The organism is Streptomyces sp. CRN 30 (assembly GCF_034105845.1).
The window spans coordinates 21,072-39,512 of sequence record NZ_JAVRHI010000334.1 but is presented as its reverse complement, the minus strand read 5'-3'; the positions used below and the strand labels follow the sequence as shown (position 1 = coordinate 39,512).

General features: G+C 71.5%; 12 protein-coding genes and 1 pseudogene. 8 read left to right on the top strand and 5 right to left on the bottom strand.

Going from position 1 to position 18,441, the window contains the following annotated elements; genetic code table 11:
* A pseudogene (locus UW392_RS35905) lies at window positions 1-453 on the top strand (cell division protein DivIVA); the annotation flags it as partial.
* Window positions 454-718: 265 nt separating this feature from the next.
* On the opposite strand, the gene ileS reads toward UW392_RS35905, so the two are convergent.
* Window positions 719-3,877, bottom strand: a complete 3,159-nt coding sequence (ileS, locus tag UW392_RS35900) for an isoleucine--tRNA ligase (RefSeq protein WP_320779396.1) — start codon at window positions 3,875-3,877, stop codon at window positions 719-721.
* A gap of 687 nt (window positions 3,878-4,564) precedes the next feature.
* Here ileS and UW392_RS35895 point away from each other — a divergent pair.
* From UW392_RS35895 to UW392_RS35875, 5 genes are all read left to right on the top strand, one after another.
* Window positions 4,565-5,380, top strand: coding sequence for a TraR/DksA family transcriptional regulator (locus UW392_RS35895; protein WP_320779395.1), 816 nt, complete (start codon window positions 4,565-4,567; stop codon window positions 5,378-5,380).
* A 79-nt stretch (window positions 5,381-5,459) separates the two neighbouring features.
* Window positions 5,460-6,140 (top strand): signal peptidase II, encoded by a 681-nt coding sequence (lspA, locus tag UW392_RS35890; protein ID WP_320779394.1) that lies wholly within the window; start codon window positions 5,460-5,462, stop codon window positions 6,138-6,140.
* A 67-nt stretch (window positions 6,141-6,207) separates the two neighbouring features.
* Window positions 6,208-7,152, top strand: a complete 945-nt coding sequence (locus UW392_RS35885; RefSeq protein ID WP_320779393.1) for an RluA family pseudouridine synthase — start codon at window positions 6,208-6,210, stop codon at window positions 7,150-7,152.
* A complete protein-coding gene (locus UW392_RS35880) occupies window positions 7,149-7,616 on the top strand; it encodes a GNAT family N-acetyltransferase (protein ID WP_320779392.1) in 468 nt (155 codons plus the stop codon). Before UW392_RS35885 ends, UW392_RS35880 begins: the two co-directional genes overlap by 4 nt.
* Window positions 7,617-7,844: 228 nt before the next feature.
* Window positions 7,845-9,437 (top strand): Na+/H+ antiporter, encoded by a 1,593-nt coding sequence (locus UW392_RS35875; RefSeq protein WP_320779391.1) that lies wholly within the window; start codon window positions 7,845-7,847, stop codon window positions 9,435-9,437.
* Window positions 9,438-9,496: 59 nt separating this feature from the next.
* Here the strand turns inward: UW392_RS35875 and UW392_RS35870 are convergent, their stop codons facing one another.
* Window positions 9,497-10,696, bottom strand: a complete 1,200-nt coding sequence (locus UW392_RS35870) for a mechanosensitive ion channel family protein (RefSeq protein ID WP_320779390.1) — start codon at window positions 10,694-10,696, stop codon at window positions 9,497-9,499.
* A 119-nt stretch (window positions 10,697-10,815) separates the two neighbouring features.
* Between UW392_RS35870 and UW392_RS35865 the strand changes: the two genes are divergently transcribed.
* A complete protein-coding gene (locus tag UW392_RS35865; protein WP_320779389.1) occupies window positions 10,816-11,385 on the top strand; it encodes a dienelactone hydrolase family protein in 570 nt (189 codons plus the stop codon).
* Window positions 11,386-11,412: 27 nt separating this feature from the next.
* Here the strand turns inward: UW392_RS35865 and UW392_RS35860 are convergent, their stop codons facing one another.
* The 3 genes from UW392_RS35860 to UW392_RS35850 form a co-directional block, all read right to left on the bottom strand.
* A complete protein-coding gene (locus tag UW392_RS35860) occupies window positions 11,413-12,213 on the bottom strand; it encodes a DsbA family protein (RefSeq protein ID WP_320779388.1) in 801 nt (266 codons plus the stop codon).
* Between the two features lie 167 nt (window positions 12,214-12,380).
* Window positions 12,381-13,067, bottom strand: a complete 687-nt coding sequence (locus tag UW392_RS35855) for a hypothetical protein (protein WP_320779387.1) — start codon at window positions 13,065-13,067, stop codon at window positions 12,381-12,383.
* A gap of 92 nt (window positions 13,068-13,159) precedes the next feature.
* Entirely contained in the window at window positions 13,160-14,491 is a 1,332-nt protein-coding gene (locus UW392_RS35850) for a DUF2252 domain-containing protein (RefSeq protein WP_320779386.1), read from the bottom strand.
* A 325-nt stretch (window positions 14,492-14,816) separates the two neighbouring features.
* Between UW392_RS35850 and dnaE the strand changes: the two genes are divergently transcribed.
* A complete protein-coding gene (dnaE, locus tag UW392_RS35845) occupies window positions 14,817-18,356 on the top strand; it encodes a DNA polymerase III subunit alpha (RefSeq protein WP_320779385.1) in 3,540 nt (1,179 codons plus the stop codon).
* Window positions 18,357-18,441: the final 85 nt, after the last annotated feature.

The following is an 18,441-nucleotide window of genomic DNA, read 5'->3' as shown; positions in this document are numbered from 1 at the left end:
GCCCTGGAGCGGGACGCGCAGGAGAAGCACCGCGTCGCGATGGGCTCCCTGGAGTCCGCCCGCGCCACGCTGGAGCGCAAGGTCGAGGACCTGCGCGGCTTCGAGCGCGAGTACCGCACGCGGCTGAAGTCCTACCTGGAGAGCCAGCTGCGTCAGCTGGAGACCCAGGCCGACGACTCGCTCGCCCCGCCGCGCACTCCGGCCGCGGCCTCCCTCCCGCCGTCCCCGGCGCCCTCCATGGCCCCGGCCGGCGCGAGTGCCCCGTCGTACGGCGGCAACCAGGGCATGGGCGGCGGTCCCGCCCCGGCCGCGCCCTCCTACGGCGGTGGCCAGCAGCAGATGTCCCCGGCCATGACCCAGCCGATGGCGCCGGTCCGGCCGCAGGGCCCGTCCCCGATGGGCCAGGCCCCCTCGCCGATGCGCGGCTTCCTCATCGACGAGGACGACAACTGACGGCCCGCCCGCGGTAGGCCTCACGCGTCGGCAGCGTTTCAGGGCGAGACCCCCGGATTTTCCGGGGGTCTCGCCCTTTTTACGCGGGTTGATCGCAGGGAGGGCCGACCGGAACGGCAGGAGGGCCCGGTCCCCTATTCGGGGGACCGGGCCCTCCTGCCGCGCTCGGTGCCCCGAAAGAGGACGGGGAACCGCGCGACCGATCGCTGACGGCCTGCGGTCACCGTACGGACGCGCGCACGGTGACCGCCTCGGCCGGCTCCTGCTACGCGCCCTGCGCGGCCGCCTTGCGCAGCCGGAACGTCAGGGACAGGGTCTCGTCCGTGAACGGCTCCCCGTACGTGCCGTCCGCCTCGCCCTCGGCGAAGTCCGTGGCGAGGACCTCGTCGGCGATGAGCTCGGCGTGCTCGCCGAGCGCCGCGACGACCTCCGGCGCCGTGGCGGTCCAGCGCAGCGCGATCCGGTCGGCCACGTCCAGGCCGCTGTTCTTGCGGGCCTCCTGGATCAGCCGGATCGCGTCCCGGGCGAGGCCCGCGCGGCGCAGCTCCTCCGTGATCTCCAGGTCCAGGGCGACCGTGGCGCCCGAGTCGGAGGCCACGGACCAGCCCTCGCGCGGGGTCTCCGTGATGATCACCTCGTCGGGGGCCAGGGTGACGGTCTCGCCGCCGACCTCCACCGAGGCCGTGCCCTCGCGCAGGGCCAGGGAGAGCGCGGCCGCGTCGGCGTTGGCGACGGCCCTGGCCACGTCCTGGACGCGCTTGCCGAACCGCTTGCCGAGCGCCCGGAAGTTCGCCTTGGCCGTGGTGTCGACGAGCGAACCGCCGACCTCGCTCAGGGACGCCAGCGAGCTGACGTTCAGCTCCTCCGTGATCTGCGCGTGCAGCTCGGGGTCGAGCGTCTCGAAGCCGGCCGCCGCGACCAGCGCGCGCGACAGCGGCTGACGCGTCTTGACCCCGGACTCCGCGCGCGTGGCCCGGCCCAGCTCCACCAGGCGGCGCACCAGCACCATCTGCTTCGACAGCTCCGGGTCGATGGCGGTGAGGTCCGCCTGCGGCCAGGAGGACAGGTGCACCGACTCCGGGGCGCCCGGGGTGACCGGCACGACCAGGTCCTGCCAGACCCGCTCGGTGATGAACGGGGTCAGCGGGGCCATCAGCTGGGTAACCGTCGTGACGACCTCGTGCAGGGTGCGCAGCGCCGCCCTGTCGCCCTGCCAGAAGCGGCGGCGGGAGCGGCGCACGTACCAGTTGGACAGGTCGTCGACGAAGGCCGAGAGGAGTTTGCCGGCGCGCTGGGTGTCGTACGCCTCCAGCGCCTCGGTCACCTGGTCGGTGAGGGCGTGCAGCTCGGACAGCAGCCAGCGGTCCAGCACGGGGCGGTCGGCCGGGGACGGGTCCGCCCCGCTGGGCGCCCAGCCCGCCGTGCGCGCGTACAGGGCCTGGAAGGCGACCGTGTTCCAGTAGGTCAGCAGCGTCTTGCGGACGACCTCCTGGATCGTGCCGTGACCCACGCGGCGGGCCGCCCAGGGCGAGCCGCCGGCCGCCATGAACCAGCGCACCGCGTCCGCGCCGTGCTGGTCCATCAGCGGGATCGGCTCCAGGGTGTTGCCCAGGTGCTTGGACATCTTGCGGCCGTCCTCGGCGAGGATGTGGCCGAGGCAGACGACGTTCTCGTACGAGGACTCGTCGAACACCAGGGTGCCGACCGCCATCAGCGTGTAGAACCAGCCGCGGGTCTGGTCGATGGCCTCCGAGATGAACTGCGCGGGGTAGCGGCTCTCGAAGAGCTCCTTGTTCTTGTGCGGGTAGCCCCACTGCGCGAACGGCATCGAGCCCGAGTCGTACCAGGCGTCGATGACCTCCGGCACGCGCGTGGCCGTGGCGCCGCAGCCGTCCTCGGGGCAGGCGAAGGTGACCTCGTCGATGTACGGGCGGTGCGGGTCGAGGCCGGACTGGTCGGTGCCGGTCAGCCCGGTGAGCTCCGCGCGGGAGCCGACGACCGTGAGGTGGTTCTCCGCACAGCGCCAGATGGGCAGCGGGGTGCCCCAGTAGCGGTTGCGGGACAGGGCCCAGTCGATGTTGTTGTTCAGCCAGTCGCCGAAGCGGCCGTGCTTGACCGACTCGGGGAACCAGTTGGTCTTCTCGTTCTCCTGGAGGAGGCGGTCCTTGACGGCCGTGGTGCGGATGTACCAGGACGGCTGCGCGTAGTACAGGAGCGCCGTGTGGCAGCGCCAGCAGTGCGGGTAGCTGTGCTCGTACGGGATGTGCCGGAAGAGCAGGCCGCGCTCGTCGAGGTCCGCGGTGAGCCTCTCGTCCGCCTTCTTGAAGAAGACACCGCCGACCAGGGGGACGTCCTCGGCGAAGGTGCCGTCCTGGCGGACCGGGTTCACCAGGGGCAGGCCGTAGGCGCGGCAGACCTTGAGGTCGTCCTCACCGAAGGCGGGGGACTGGTGGACCAGACCCGTACCGTCCTCGGTCGTCACGTACTCGGCGTTCACCACGTAGTGGGCCGGTTCCGGGAACTCCACGAGCTCGAACGGACGTTGATACGTCCAGCGCTCCATCTCGGCGCCGGTGAACGACTCGCCGGTGGTCTCCCAGCCCTCGCCGAGGGCCTTGGCCACGAGCGGTTCGGCGACGACGAGCTTCTCCGTGCCGTCCGTGGCGACGACGTAGGTGACGTCGGGGTGCGCGGCGACCGCGGTGTTGGACACCAGGGTCCACGGGGTCGTCGTCCACACCAGGAGCGCGGCCTCGCCCGCGAGCGGACCGGAGGTGAGCGGGAAACGGACGTACACCGAGGGGTCGACGACCGTCTCGTACCCCTGCGCCAGCTCGTGGTCGGAGAGCCCGGTGCCGCAGCGCGGGCACCAGGGGGCGACGCGGTGGTCCTGGACCAGCAGGCCCTTGTCGAAGATCGTCTTGAGCGACCACCAGACCGACTCGATGTACTCGGGGTCCATCGTGCGGTAGGGGTCGTCGAGGTCGGTCCAGTAGCCCATGCGGTCGGTGAGCTCGGCGAAGGCGTCGGTGTGCCGGGTCACGGACTCGCGGCACTTCGCGTTGAACTCGGCGATGCCGTAGGCCTCGATGTCCTGCTTGCCCGTGAAGCCGAGCTCCTTCTCGACGGCGAGCTCCACGGGGAGGCCGTGGCAGTCCCAGCCGGCCTTGCGGGCCACGTGGTAGCCGCGCATGGTGCGGAAGCGGGGGAAGACGTCCTTGAAGACCCGGGCCTCGATGTGGTGGGCACCGGGCATGCCGTTGGCCGTGGGCGGGCCCTCGTAGAACACCCACTCGGGGCGTCCCTCGGACTGGTCCAGGCTCTTGGCGAAGATCTTCTGCTCGCGCCAGAAGTCGAGCACGGCGTGCTCGAGGGCGGGCAGGTCGACCTGGGCGGGTACCTGGCGGTACGTCGGCGCTGTCATCGGCGAGCTTCCTCCAACGGACTTTCTGCCTTCCGTCGGAGGGACGAGAGCCTGCTTGCTGCCTGCGCCGGGTGCGGCGCGCTCCCGCGGTACCACCCTCCTTGGCCCTCCGGTGCGTCGTGCACACCGGCGAGCCCCCTCATTGGGGTCGCGAAACCGGTTCTACTCGCCCGGGCGGCTGTCCTGCGTGTCCTGCAGGGTCCGCTGCGGCTTTCCTCCGGCGGCTCCGGGGTGATCTTCACGTCGCGCTCGCCCCCGGGCTTCCACCGTCCCCGGGTCGCTCATGGCTGCGTACGGCGCTACTCGTCCCCATCCACGCTTCTCGCTCCGCCCAGTGTACGGCGCCGCGAGGACGGCGGCCGACCGGTTCTACGCCGCCCGGGTGGGCGGGCGGTGCCGGGCGGGAGCCGTGCGCCGGGGGACGGGAGCGCCGGTGCCGTGCGCGCCGCTGAGGCCGGCCCGGTCGGCGGTGTGACCCGAATGGGCGGGCCCGTCCGCCGGCTCCCGGGCCGCCCGGCGCGACGGATTACCCGGCGGGGAGCTGGGCACAACGCTTGCAGGTCCGCCCCGGCGCATCCGAGGGGCGGGCGAATCGGGCGGTGCGCCCCGTTGCCGTGGCTCTCAAGTCGATTTATCGTCCCAGCACGATTCGCGAGCAAGATCACAATATGTGAAGGGGTCGCGGCCATGGTGGCGAAGAAGACCGGCGTACCGCAGTCGGCGTCCGGCAGATCCACGGCCGCGGGTGCCTCCGGCGGTACGGCGGACACGGGTACGGGGAAGAAGGCCGCCGCGAAGGCGGCCACCGCGAAAGCGGCGGCGCGGAAGAAGGCCGCCGGGGAGGCGGCCGGTGGGAAGGCGGTGGTGCGGAAGGCCGCCGCGGGGGAAGAAGCCGCCGGGAAGGGCGTCACCGCCCGCGAGGGCGCCGGCGGTGCGGCCTCCCCGGCGGGCGCGGACCGCAGGAGCACGGCCAAGAAGGCGGGTGCGGCGCAGGCCGCGGAGACGACGGGAGCCACCACAGTGGTTGCGAAGAAGAGCCCTGGCACGGCCACGGCGGCGCAGAAGCCCACGGCAGTCCCCAAGGCACGGGCCGGCGCGGCGGCGGCCGACGAGCTCGCGGTGCGTCCCGGCGAGGACCCATGGAGCCCCGAGGAGGTCGCCGAGGCGCGTACGGAACTGGAGTCCGAGGCGCTGCGGCTGCGCTCCGAGCTCGACGCGTCCGAACAGGCCCTCGCGGGCCTGATGCGCGACTCGGGCGACGGCGCGGGCGACGACCAGGCCGACACCGGCGCCAAGAACATCACCCGCGAGCACGAGATGTCACTGGCGCAGAACTCGCGCGAGATGCTCGAACAGACCGAGCGGGCCCTGGAACGGCTGGCCACGGGCACGTACGGGCTCTGCGAGAACTGCGGCGAACCCATCGGGAAGGCACGTATGCAGGCCTTCCCGCGGGCCACCCTGTGCGTCGCCTGCAAGCAGAAGCAGGAACGTCGTTACTGAAGGCGTCCTGTGCACGTGACCCGATCGGGCCGTGACGTACTCTCGTCCTCAGTCAGGGCACCTAGGTTGAGGGACTCACGTGGCAGAGGCGGAGCGCATCATCGGTACGCCGGACACCCCCGACGGGGCGGGAGCCGGGCCGGAGCGGTCCGGGGAGCGGGCGGCCGCGGACGAGCGGCCCGGCTCCGACGGCGCCGCCCCGGCGGCGCCCGACGCGGACAGTGGGACGGACGGCGTGACCGAGGGCGAGGAGGACGGGGCCGCGCGGCCCCGCGGCAAGCGGCGGATCGCCGTGCTGTTCGCCGTCGCCGCGCTGGCGTACGCCCTGGACCTGATCAGCAAGATGATCGTGGTCGCCAGGCTGGAGCACCACGAGCCCATCGAGATCGTCGGGGAGTGGCTGCGGTTCGTCGCGATCCGCAACGCGGGCGCGGCCTTCGGCTTCGGCGAGGCCTTCACCGTCATCTTCACGGTCATCGCGGCCTCCGTGATCGTCGTGATCATCCGCCTCGCGCGCAAGCTGTACAGCCTGCCCTGGGCCATCGCGCTCGGGCTGCTGCTCGGCGGGGCGCTGGGCAACCTGACCGACCGGATCTTCCGCGCGCCGGGTGTCTTCCAGGGGGCGGTGGTGGACTTCATCGCGCCCAAGGGCTTCGCCGTGTTCAACCTCGCCGACTCCGCGATCGTCTGCGGGGGCATCCTCATCGTGCTGCTGTCCTTCCGCGGGCTCGACCCGGACGGGACCGTCCACAAGGACTGAGCCGGACATAAGCCCTGCTCAGGGGCGCGCGTACGGCGTTGTCGCAGCCGTCCTGCATACTCGACGGGTGAGCGTAACTCCCGAGATCCGTACCCTGCCCGTGCCCGACGGCCTGGAGGGCGAGCGTGTCGACGCCGCCATCTCCCGGATGTTCGGGTTCTCCCGCAGCAAGGCGGCCGAGCTGGCCGCGGCAGGCAAGGTGCTGGTCGACGGCGCGGCGGTCGGCAAGTCCGAGCGGGTGCACGGCGGGGCCTGGCTCGAGGTCGAGATGCCGCAGGCGCCCGCGCCCGTGCAGGTCGTCGCCGAGCCGGTCGAGGGCATGGAGATCGTGCACGACGACGACGACGTGGTCGTGATCATGAAGCCGGTCGGTGTGGCCGCCCACCCGAGCCCCGGCTGGACCGGGACGACCGTGATCGGCGGGCTCGCCGCCGCGGGCTACCGGATCTCCACCTCGGGCGCCGCCGAGCGCCAGGGCATCGTGCACCGGCTCGACGTGGGCACGTCGGGGCTGATGGTCGTGGCGAAGTCGGAGTACGCGTACACGTCGCTCAAGCGCCAGTTCAAGGAGCGCACGGTCGACAAGCGCTACCACACGCTGGTCCAGGGCCACCCCGACCCGACGAGCGGCACGATCGACGCGCCCATCGGACGGCACCCGAACCACGACTACAAGTGGGCCGTCACGGCCGAGGGCAAGCCCTCCGTCACGCACTACGACCTCATCGAGGCGTTCCGCGCGGCGTCGCTGCTCGACGTGAAGCTGGAGACCGGCCGCACCCACCAGATCCGCGTCCACATGTCGGCCCACCGGCACCCCTGCGTGGGCGACCTGACGTACGGCGCGGACCCCACGCTCGCCAAGCGCCTCGGCCTCACCCGCCAGTGGCTGCACGCCGTGCGGCTCGGCTTCGAGCACCCGGGGGACGGGCAGTGGGTCGAGTTCGCCAGCGACTACCCGGAGGACCTGAGCAAGGCCCTGGACCGGGTGCGTGAGGAGACGTACGGATGAGCACCACCTACCTGGTCCGTACGGCCGAGGACCTGGACGACCGTGAGGCGTGCTTCGCGGTGCGCAAGGAGGTCTTCGTCGCCGAGCAGGGCGTGCCGGAGGACCTGGAGTACGACGCGTACGACGCCGGCGCGGTGCACGTGCTGGCCGTCCGCGCGGACGGGGCGCCCCTGGGCGCCGGACGGCTGCTGTTCGGCGAGGCGGCCGCGGCGAAGACCGGGGGCGACCCGGCCGTGGGGTCACTCGGACGGCTCGCCGTGACCAAGGAGGCGCGGGGCCTGGGCGTCGGTGCGGCGCTGGTGCGGGCCATCGAGGACGCGGCGCGGGAGCGCGGTCTGGCGGCGGTGGACCTGCACGCGCAGACGCAGGCGATGGGGTTCTACGAGCGGCTGGGGTACGTGGCGTACGGCCCGGAGTTCCCCGACGCCGGGATACCGCACCGGTCGATGCGGCGCTCCCTGTAGGTGCGGTGCCCGGCCGTCGGGTGCGACGGCCGACCGTGAGACGGGACACGGACACCTCCGGGCATGGGGCGTGGCCGCCGGGGCAGGCGGGGTGGTGCGACCCGGGAGACCGTCCGCGTGGCGCCGGAGTGCGCGGCGCGCGGGGTCACGAGCGGGCCGTACGGGGTGACGCATGACACCCTGGCCTGTGGGTGTCCTTGATCGTCCGAAAACCTGCGGAGCACGACCGTGGATCAGTTGGCCCTGCTGTTCGCCCTGCTGCTCGGGGCCCTGGTGTGCGTTCCGCTGGGCGAGCGGTGGGGGCTGCCCGCGCCGGTGCTGATGACGATCCTCGGCATCGTCCTCGCCCTGCCGGACTTCGTCCCCAACGTCGACATCGCGCCGGACCTCATCCTGCCCGCGCTGCTGCCGCCCCTGCTGTACGCGGCGGTGCGGCGGACCTCGTGGCGGCAGTTCGCGGCCAACAAACGGCCGATCTTCCTGCTGGCCGTGGCGCTGGTCTTCGTCACCACGGCGGCCGTGGCCGTCGTCGCCCACGCGATCGTGCCGTGGCTGCCGGTCGCCGCCGCCGTGGCGCTCGGCGCGCTCGTCGCGCCGCCCGATCCGGTGGCGGCCACGGCCGTGGCCGCCAAGCTCGGACTGCCGCGGCGGCTGGTGTCGATCCTGGAGGGCGAGGGGCTCTTCAACGACGTGACGGCCATCGTGCTCTACCACGTCGCGATCGCCGCGGCCGTCAGCGGGACGTTCTCCCTGCCCGAGGCCGGGCTGGAGCTGGTGCTGTCCGCCGTCGTCGCCGTCGCCCTCGGCCTGGGCCTGGGCTGGGCCGCGAACAGGCTGCTGGGCATCCTCGGGGACGCCACCCTCCAGGTCGGACTCACCCTGCTGGTGCCGTACGTCTCCTACGTGCTGGCCGAGGAGCTGCACGGGTCCGGGGTGCTCGCTGTGCTCACCACGGCGCTGTTCCTCTCCGAGTACGCCACCGACGCGGACGACGTCATGACCCGGCTCGCCGGGCACACGTTCTGGGACGTGGTGGACACCCTGGTGACCGGCGTCGCGTTCGGGCTGATCGGCCTGGAGCTGCACAACGCCATCAGGACGGCGTCGGGACGGTGGGAGGAGATGCTCGGCTGGGCCCTGGCGATCCTGGCCGTCGTCGTCCTCGTACGGCTGTTGTGGCTGCTGCCGGCGACCTGGCTCACCCGGTGGCTGCACGCCCGGCTGGACGAGGACCACGACGAGGACATCCCGCTGACCTGGCGGGAGACCGTGGTGATGTGGTGGTCCGGGATGCGGGGCGTGGCCTCCGCGGCGCTGGTGCTGGCCATTCCGCTGGAGCTGGAGAACGGGGAGCCGTTCCCCGGCCGGGAAGAGATGATCTTCATCGCGTTCGGGGTCGTCATGGGGACCCTGCTGCTCCAGGGGCTCAGCCTGCCGTGGCTGGTGGGGAAGCTGGGGGTGAAGGCCGACACGGAAGCCGAGATGGAGTTCGAGCGGCGGCTCGCGGTCCGGGCCGCCGGGGCGGCGAAGCGGCGGCTGAGGGAACTGGAGACGGCGGAGGAGCTGCCCGAGGACCTCGTCGAGAAACTGCTCCAGCGGGCCTACGACATCGGCGCGCGGATCAGCCCCGACATCGGGCAGGAGGTGCGCAAGGAGGGCCACGAGCAGCGGGACCTCAAGCTGAAGAAGCTGCGGCGCATCCGGGGCGAGATGCTGAGCGCGGCCCGGCACGAGGTGCTGGCGGCACGCAGCGAGCCGGGCGCGGACCCCGAGATCGTGGACCGGGTGCTGCGGCACCTGGACGTACGGAGCCTGCGCTGACCTGACCGGTCGCGCGGGACGGGGGGGGCCCGGCCGCCGGCCGGGCACCCCGCTCCGTCTCAGTTCCGGCCGGGCCCCGCGTGCGGCGGGGAGTCGTACGTGCGGTCGCGGTTCGCGGGACGGGCCGCCGCGCCGTTGCTGCGGCTGTGGGAGCGGGCGGCCGCCTCGCCCCGGAGGCCGTTCGGGCCGGCGGTGGTGGCGTCGGGCCGGTCGCCCGGGCGGGGCGGGGGCAGGAACGCCTCGGCCGTGTTGACGCGGGGCAGGGCGTACGGGTGTTCCTCGGCCAGCCAGCGGATCATGCGCTCGCGGACCTCGACCCGTACCGTCCAGACGTCGTCCGCGTCCTTCGCGGTCATCAGGGCCCGCACCTGGATGGTGCTCGGGGTGCTGTCGGTGACGGTCAGGTTGTGGGCGCGGCCGTCCCAGGCCGGGCACGCGCGCAGGATGTCGCGGAGCTTCTCGCGCATCGCCTCCACCGGCGCCGAGTGGTCCAGGTGCCAGTAGACGATGCCGGTCATCTGCACGGTGCCGCGCGACCAGTTCTCGAAGGGCTTGGAGGTGAAGTACGACACGGGCATCGTGATCCGGCGCTCGTCCCAGGTCCGTACCGTCAGGAACGTCAGCGTGATCTCCTCGACCGTGCCCCACTCGCCCTCGACCACCACGGTGTCGCCGATGCGCACCATGTCGCCGAAGGCGATCTGGAAGCCGGCGAACATGTTGCCCAGCGTCGACTGCGCGGCCACACCGGCGACGATGCCGATGATGCCCGCCGAGGCGAGCAGCGAGGCGCCGGCCGCGCGCATCGCCGGGAACGTCAGCAGCATGGCCGCCACCGCCACCACGCCCACGACCGCGGAGACCACCCGCATGATGAGCGAGACCTGGGTGCGCACCCGGCGGACCCGGGCGGCGTCGCGGTGGACCCGTGCGTACCGGCTGTACGACGTCTCGACGACCGCGGCGGCGATGCGGATCACCAGCCAGGCGACGGACCCGATGAGGACCAGTGACAGGATCCGGCCGACGGCGACCTCGTGCCTCGGGATCAGGTCGGCCTGGTCGTACGAGCCTCTGAGCAGGGCCACGCACAGGACGAGCTGGTAGGGGATGCGGGCGCGGCGCAGCAGACCCCACAGCGGGGTCTCGTGATGACGCTCGTCCGCTTTGCGGAGCAGGCGGTCGGTGAGCCACCCGATGAGCAGGGTGAGCAGCACCGCGCCGCCCACGACCACCAGTGGGCGCAGTACGTTCTCCATGTCTTCGAACGTAACCGGCACGAGCGGTCATGAACCTGTGTTCTCATCGACATCATGGGTATCGGGCGCGGGGCCGGGCGCCGACCCGGGTCGTCGCTGCCGGCTGGCACCATGGCCCCATGAACATCATGCTCTTCCACTCGATCTACGGCCCGCGCCCGGCCGTGGGGGCCACCGCCGACCGGCTGCGCGCGGCGGGACACGAGGTGTGGACGCCCGACCTGTTCGAGGGCCGCACCTTCGAGGACATGGAGGAGGCCAGCGCCTTCAACGACGGCATCGGCAGGGACGAGCTCCTGCGGCGGGCGGTGCTGGCCGCGGCGCCCTACTCGGAGCGGGGCCTGGTCTACGCCGGGTTCTCGCTGGGCGCGGCCGTCGCGCAGACGCTGGCGCTCGGCGACGACAAGGCCCGCGGGCTGCTGCTCCTGCACGGCACGTCCGACATCGCGGAGAACGCCACGGTGGACGAGCTGCCCGTGCAGCTGCACGTCGCCGAGCCCGACCCGTTCGAGCCGGACGACTGGCTGAGCGCCTGGTACCTGGGGATGCGGCGGGCCGGCGCCGACGTGGAGGTCCACCGGTACCGGGGCGCGGGGCACCTGTACACCGACCCCGGCCTGCCGGACTTCGACGCGGAGGCCGCCGAGGCCACCTGGAAGGTGGCGCTCGGCTTCCTCGGCACGCTGTGAGGCGGGCCGCTCCGGGAGCGGCCCGGCCTACTTGGTGACGCCCGCGTCCTTGAGCGCCGTCTGCCACGCCTCGGCCGAGGACGGCACCTCGATCACCTTGTCGTTGATCTTGACGGTGGGCGTCTGGGAGACACCGTCGGCGTCGTCGAAGGACTTGCTCATCCGCATCGCCCAGGCGTCGTACGTGCCCTTCTCGACCGCGTCCTGGAACTCCTTGTTGCCCTTGAGGGCGTCCACCGTGTCGGCCACCTCGATCAGGTAGTCGTCCTTGGCGAACTCGTCCGTCGACTCCTCGGGGTGGTACTCGGCCGAGTAGAGCGCCGTCTTGTAGTCCACGAACGCCTCGGGGCTGACGTCCAGCGCGGCGCCCAGCGCGCTCAGCGCGTTCTTGGAGCCCTCGCCGCCGAGGTTGCCGTCGAGGAAGGTGCCCATGGTGACCTGGAGCTTGTAGTCACCGTCCGTCATGCCCTTGTTGACGGTCTCCCCGATGGTCTGCTCGAAGCTGGCGCACCCCGGGCAGCGCGCGTCCTCGTAGAGGTGGACGACGTTGTCGGTGTCGGAGTCGCCGATCAGCACGGTGGTGCCGTCCTTGCCCGAGGTGTTGGCCGGGGCGACCACCTTCGCGTCGGCGGCCTCCTCCCACTTCGTGGGCTGGTTGCCCTGCACGACGGCGTAACCGATGCCGCCGGCTATCGCGAGGACGGCCACGATCGAACCGGCGACGATGGCCTGCCGCTTGGCCTTGTCGCGCTTGGCCTGCCGCTCGCGCTCCTCGCGCAGCCGCTCCCGCGCCGCCGACTTCGCCGCCTGACTGTTCCGCTTGCTCATGCTGGTGATCTCCATGGGGGACGCGCACGTGTCGTACGCGGGATACGTATGGGGGACCGCAGGTGCTCGGCCGCTGTTCGCGCCGACGGTCGCACAGTCGTCCGTCGCCGTCGAGCAGATGCCGTGGCCCGTGGCCCGTGGCCGTCGGGCAGCCGGCGACGCGTCGGTCAGACGGCGCCGACGGGCGAGCGCGGCGGTCCGCGCCGTCCCAGGGAGTACGTGAGGAGCAGGGTGCGCGCGGTGCCCGGGCGCACCGCGGAGCGCGGCATCCGGTGGCGCGCCGGCCCGAGCCGTACCGTCACCGCGGCGACCGCGAGCAGCAGCGGCCGGAAGGAGGCCGCGACCGCCGCGCCCAGCAGTTGGGCCAGCGCCCGCTCGCCGCGGCGCAGCCAGGCGGCGGCCAGCAGCCCCACGCCGACGTGCGTGGCGAGCAGCAGCCAGGCGGCGGCCGGGTCGGCGTCCGCGAGCAGCGCGGCCGCGCGGGTGGGGTCGCCGGTCATGTGGGCCAGCGGGGTGCCGACGTCGCCCGCGCACAGCACGTCGAGGCCGAGGGCGCGCAGCGGGCCCGCGACGGGGCCGCCCGTGGCGCCGTAGCAGGCGTGCTGGCCCGCGGTGAACAGCGTGTCGGAGGCCAGCTCCAGCGGGATCAGCAGAGCGGCGATGTGCCAGAAGCCGCGCTCGCGGCCCGCCAGGGCGTAGGCGATGAGGAAGACGGCACCGGCGATCGCGGCCACCGCGAACAGCGGCAGCGGCACCCCGGACAGCAGGACGTGCGACGCGGTGCTGAGCGTCACGGCCAGTGCCGTGAACAGCGCCGCGCGCACGGCTCTGAGGGGGGTCCCGGACATGTCCATATCGCTGTCGAGTCTCCCACGGGCCCCCGTAAGGGACCCCTAAAGGGTGCCTGTACGGGGGAGGGGGCCCGTGGGACGCCGGGCGCCGGCGCCTACAGGCCGGGGATCCGGCCGTTGCGGAACAGGTCCACGAAGATCTGGTGGTCCTCCCGCGCGCGTGCGCCGTAGGTGTGCGCGAAGTCCACCAGCAGGGGCGCGAAGCCGTCCTCGTCGGCCGCGATGGCCGCGTCGATGGCGCGCTCGGTGGAGAACGGCACCAGGGACTCGCCGGACTGGTCGTCCGCCGCCGCGTGCATCGCGGCCGTGGCCCGGCCCAGGTCGGCGACGACGCCCGCGATCTCCTCGTAGTCGTCGATGTCGCCCCAGTCCAGGTCGACCGCGTACGGCGACACCTCGGCGACCAGCTGGCCCGCGCCGTCCAGCTCGGTCCAGCCGAGCCACGGGTCGGCGTGCGCCTGGAGGGCGCGCTGCGAGATCACCGTGCGGTGGCCCTCGTGCAGGAAGTACTCCCGGACCGCGGGGTCCGTGAGGTGCCGGGAGACCGCCGGGGTCTGGGCCTGCTTGACGTAGATCACCACGTCGTTCTCCAGGGCGTCGCTGTTGCCCTCCAGCAGGATGTTGTACGAGGGCAGGCCCGCGGACCCGATGCCGATGCCGCGGCGGCCGACCACGTCCTTCACCCGGTAGGAGTCGGGGCGGGTGAGCGACGACTCCGGCAGCGTCTCCAGATAGCCGTCGAAGGCCGCGAGGACCTTGTAGCGGGTGGCCGCGTCCAGCTCGACGGAGCCGCCGCCCGGGGCGAAGCGGCGCTCGAAGTCGCGGATCTCGGTCATCGTGTCCAGCAGCCCGAAGCGGGTCAGCGAGCGGGCCACGCGCAGCGCGTCCAGCAGCGGCCCCTCGGCGGTGTCCAGCGTGAACGGCGGGACCTCGTCGCTCTTGGCGCCCGTCGCGAGGGCGTGGATCCGCTCCCGGTACGCGCCCGCGTACACCCCGACCAGCTCGGTGATCTGCTCGTCGCTGAGCGCCTTGGCGTAGCCGATCAGCGCGACCGAGGCCGCGAACCGCTTCAGGTCCCAGGTGAAGGGGCCGACGTAAGCCTCGTCGAAGTCGTTGACGTTGAAGATCAGGCGGCCCTGGGAGTCCATGTAGGTGCCGAAGTTCTCCGCGTGCAGATCGCCGTGGATCCACACCCGCGTGGTGCGGTCGTCGAGGTAGGGCCCGCCGGCCCCGTCCGTCCCGTCCGCCAGGTCCCGGTAGAAGAGGCACGCCGTGCCCCGGTAGAAGGCGAACGCGGAGGCCGCCATCTTGCGGAACTTCACCCGGAAGGCGGCCGGGTCGGCGGCCAGGAGCTCGCCGAAGGCGGTGTGGAACACGTCGAGGATCTGCTCGCCGCGTCGCTCGGCGCTGAGCTGCGGAACCGGCATCGCTGGGTGCCTCCTGGTGCGGATGGTGGTGTGACATGGGGAACACGGGTGCCGTCCGAGGGCGACGAGTTCTTCGCAGCGTCCAACGACCGACGGCCGGAGGGAGTGCCCGTACCACGCGGGCGGCCCGCCGGCGAGAGCGCGCGGGACCGTCCGGAACACTCGCCCCGAGGTGCGGGGGAGACCCCGCGTCGTGTCGGTCGTGAGGCATAGACTTCCGAGCTGTCCCCCGGACTGCCCGCAGCCCGCCGGACCCCCCGTCCCGCACCACGGCGCGCCCCGCCGCGGTGCGTCCGCCGACCCCGCTGACCAGGAGGCCCAAGCCGTGTCGAAGCCGCCGTTCACGCACCTGCACGTCCACACCCAGTACTCGCTGCTGGACGGTGCCGCGCGGCTCAAGGACATGTTCGACGCCTGCAATGAGATGGGCATGACACACATCGCCATGTCCGACCACGGCAACCTCCACGGGGCGTACGACTTCTTCCACTCGGCGAAGAAGGCCGGGGTCACGCCGATCATCGGCATCGAGGCGTACGTGGCGCCCGAGTCGCGGCGCAACAAGCGCAAGATCCAGTGGGGCCAGCCGCACCAGAAGCGCGACGACGTCTCCGGTTCGGGTGGCTACACCCACAAGACGATCTGGGCGGCGAACAAGACCGGGCTGCACAACCTCTTCAAGCTCTCCTCCGACGCCTACGCCGAGGGCTGGCTGCAGAAGTGGCCCCGGATGGACAAGGAGACCATCTCCCAGTGGTCCGAGGGGCTCATCGCCTCCACCGGCTGCCCCTCCGGCGAGCTGCAGACCCGGCTGCGCCTCGGCCAGTTCGACGAGGCCCTGAAGTCGGCCGCCGAGTACCAGGAGATCTTCGGCAAGGACCGCTACTTCCTGGAGCTGATGGACCACGGCATCGAGATCGAGCGCCGGGTCCGCGACGGCCTGCTGGAGATCGGCAAGAAGCTCGGCATCCCGCCGCTGGTGACGAACGACTCGCACTACACGTACGCGCACGAGGCGACCGCGCACGACGCCCTGCTGTGCATCCAGACCGGCAAGAACCTCTCCGACCCCGACCGCTTCCGCTTCGACGGCACCGGCTACTACCTGAAGTCCACGGACGAGATGTACGCCGTGGACTCCTCGGACGCCTGGCAGGAGGGGTGCCGGAACACGCTGCTGGTGGCCGAGCAGATCGACACCACGGGCATGTTCGAGAAGCGCGACCTGATGCCGAAGTTCGACATCCCGGAGGGCTACACCGAGATCACCTGGTTCAAGGAGGAGGTGCGCCGCGGCATGGAGCGCCGCTTCCCCGGCGGCATCCCCGACGACCGCCAGAAGCAGGTCGAGTACGAGATGGACGTCATCATCCAGATGGGGTTCCCGGGGTACTTCCTCGTCGTCGCCGACTTCATCATGTGGGCCAAGAACAACGGCATCGCGGTCGGCCCCGGCCGAGGCTCCGCGGCCGGCTCGATCGTCGCGTACGCCATGGGCATCACCGACCTCGACCCGATCCCGCACGGCCTGATCTTCGAGCGGTTCCTCAACCCCGAGCGCGTCTCCATGCCCGACGTCGACATCGACTTCGACGAGCGTCGGCGCGTCGAGGTGATCAGGTACGTGACGGAGAAGTACGGCGCCGACAAGGTCGCCATGATCGGCACCTACGGCAAGATCAAGGCCAAGAACGCGATCAAGGACTCCGCGCGCGTGCTGGGCTACCCGTACGCGATGGGCGACCGGCTCACCAAGGCCATGCCCGCCGACGTCCTCGGCAAGGGCATCGACCTCAACGGCATCACCGACCCCTCGCACCCGCGCTACAGCGAGGCCGGCGAGATCCGCTCGATGTACGAGAACGAGCCGGACGTCAAGAAGGTCATCGACACCGCCAAGGGTGTCGAGGGCCTGGTCCGGCAGATGGGTGTGCACGCGGCCGGCGTGATCATGTCCAGCGAGCCCATCGTCGACCACGCCCCGATCTGGGTGCGGCACACCGACGGCGTCACGATCACCCAGTGGGACTACCCGCAGTGCGAGTCGCTCGGCCTGCTGAAGATGGACTTCCTGGGCCTGCGCAACCTCACGATCATGGACGACGCCATCAAGATGGTGAAGGCCAACAAGGGCATCGACCTGGAGATGCTCTCGCTCCCGCTGGACGACCCCAAAACCTTCGAACTGCTCTGCCGCGGTGACACCCTCGGCGTCTTCCAGTTCGACGGCGGCCCGATGCGCTCGCTGCTCCGCCAGATGCAGCCCGACAACTTCGAGGACATCTCCGCCGTCTCGGCCCTGTACCGGCCGGGCCCGATGGGCATGAACTCGCACATCAACTACGCGGAGCGGAAGAACAAGCGCCAGGAGATCACACCGATCCACAAGGAGCTGGAGGAGCCGCTCGAGGAGGTCCTCGCGGTCACTTACGGCCTGATCGTCTACCAGGAGCAGGTGCAGAAGGCCGCCCAGATCATCGCCGGGTACTCGCTCGGCGAGGCCGACATCCTGCGCCGCGTGATGGGCAAGAAGAAGCCCGACGAGCTGGCGAAGAACTTCACCATCTTCCAGGCCGGCGCCCAGAAGAACGGCTACAGCGACGAGGCGATCCAGGCCCTGTGGGACGTGCTGGTCCCGTTCGCCGGCTACGCCTTCAACAAGGCGCACTCCGCCGCGTACGGCCTGGTCTCCTACTGGACCGCCTATCTGAAGGCGAACTACCCCGCCGAGTACATGGCCGCGCTGCTGACCTCCGTCAAGGACGACAAGGACAAGTCGGCCGTCTACCTCAACGAGTGCCGGCGCATGGGCATCAAGGTGCTCCCGCCGAACGTCAACGAGTCCGAGTCGAACTTCGCCGCCCAGGGCGACGACGTGATCCTCTTCGGCCTCTCCGCCGTCCGCAACGTCGGCACCAACGTGGTCGAGTCGATCATCCGCAGCCGCAAGGCCAAGGGGAAGTACAGCTCCTTCCCGGACTACCTGGACAAGGTCGAGGCGGTCGTCTGCAACAAGCGCACGACGGAATCGCTGATCAAGGCGGGCGCCTTCGACTCCATGGGGCACACCCGCAAGGGCCTCACCGCCCAGTACGAGCCGATGATCGACAACGTGGTCCAGGTCAAGCGCAAGGAGGCCGAGGGCCAGTTCGACCTCTTCGGCGGCATGGGCGAGGAGGAGAGCAGCGAGCCCGGCTTCGGCCTGGACGTCGTCTTCACCGAGGACGAGTGGGACAAGACCTACCTGCTCGCCCAGGAGCGCGAGATGCTCGGCCTGTACGTCTCCGACCACCCGCTCTTCGGCCTGGAGCACGTGCTGTCCGACAAGGCGGACGCGGGCATCGCCCAGCTCACCGGCGGGGACTTCGGCGACGGCGCGGTGGTCACCATCGGCGGCATCATCTCCGGCCTCCAGCGCAAGATGACCAAGCAGGGCAACGCCTGGGCCATCGCCACGGTGGAGGACCTCGCGGGCTCCATCGAGTGCATGTTCTTCCCCGCGACGTACCAGCTCGTCTCCACCCAGCTCGTCGAGGACGCGGTGGTGTTCGTCAAGGGCCGCCTCGACAAGCGCGAGGACGTGCCGCGGCTGGTCGCGATGGAGCTCCAGGTCCCCGACCTGTCGAACGCGGGCACGAACGCGCCGGTGATCCTCACCATCCCGGCGCTCAAGGTCACGCCGCCCATGGTCAGCCGGCTCGGGGAGATCCTCGGCAACCACCGGGGCGACAGCGAGGTGCGGATCAAGCTCCAGGGGCCGCGCAGGACGACGATCCTGCGGCTCGACCGGCACCGGGTGAAGCCGGACCCGGCGCTCTTCGGCGACCTGAAGGTGCTGCTCGGCCCGTCCTGCCTGGCGGGCTGATCCCGGCGGCGGTCACGACGGCGGGCGCCCGGGCGTTCCCGCCCCGGGACACCGGCTCCCGCGCCCTCGGGCGCGGGAGGGGCGT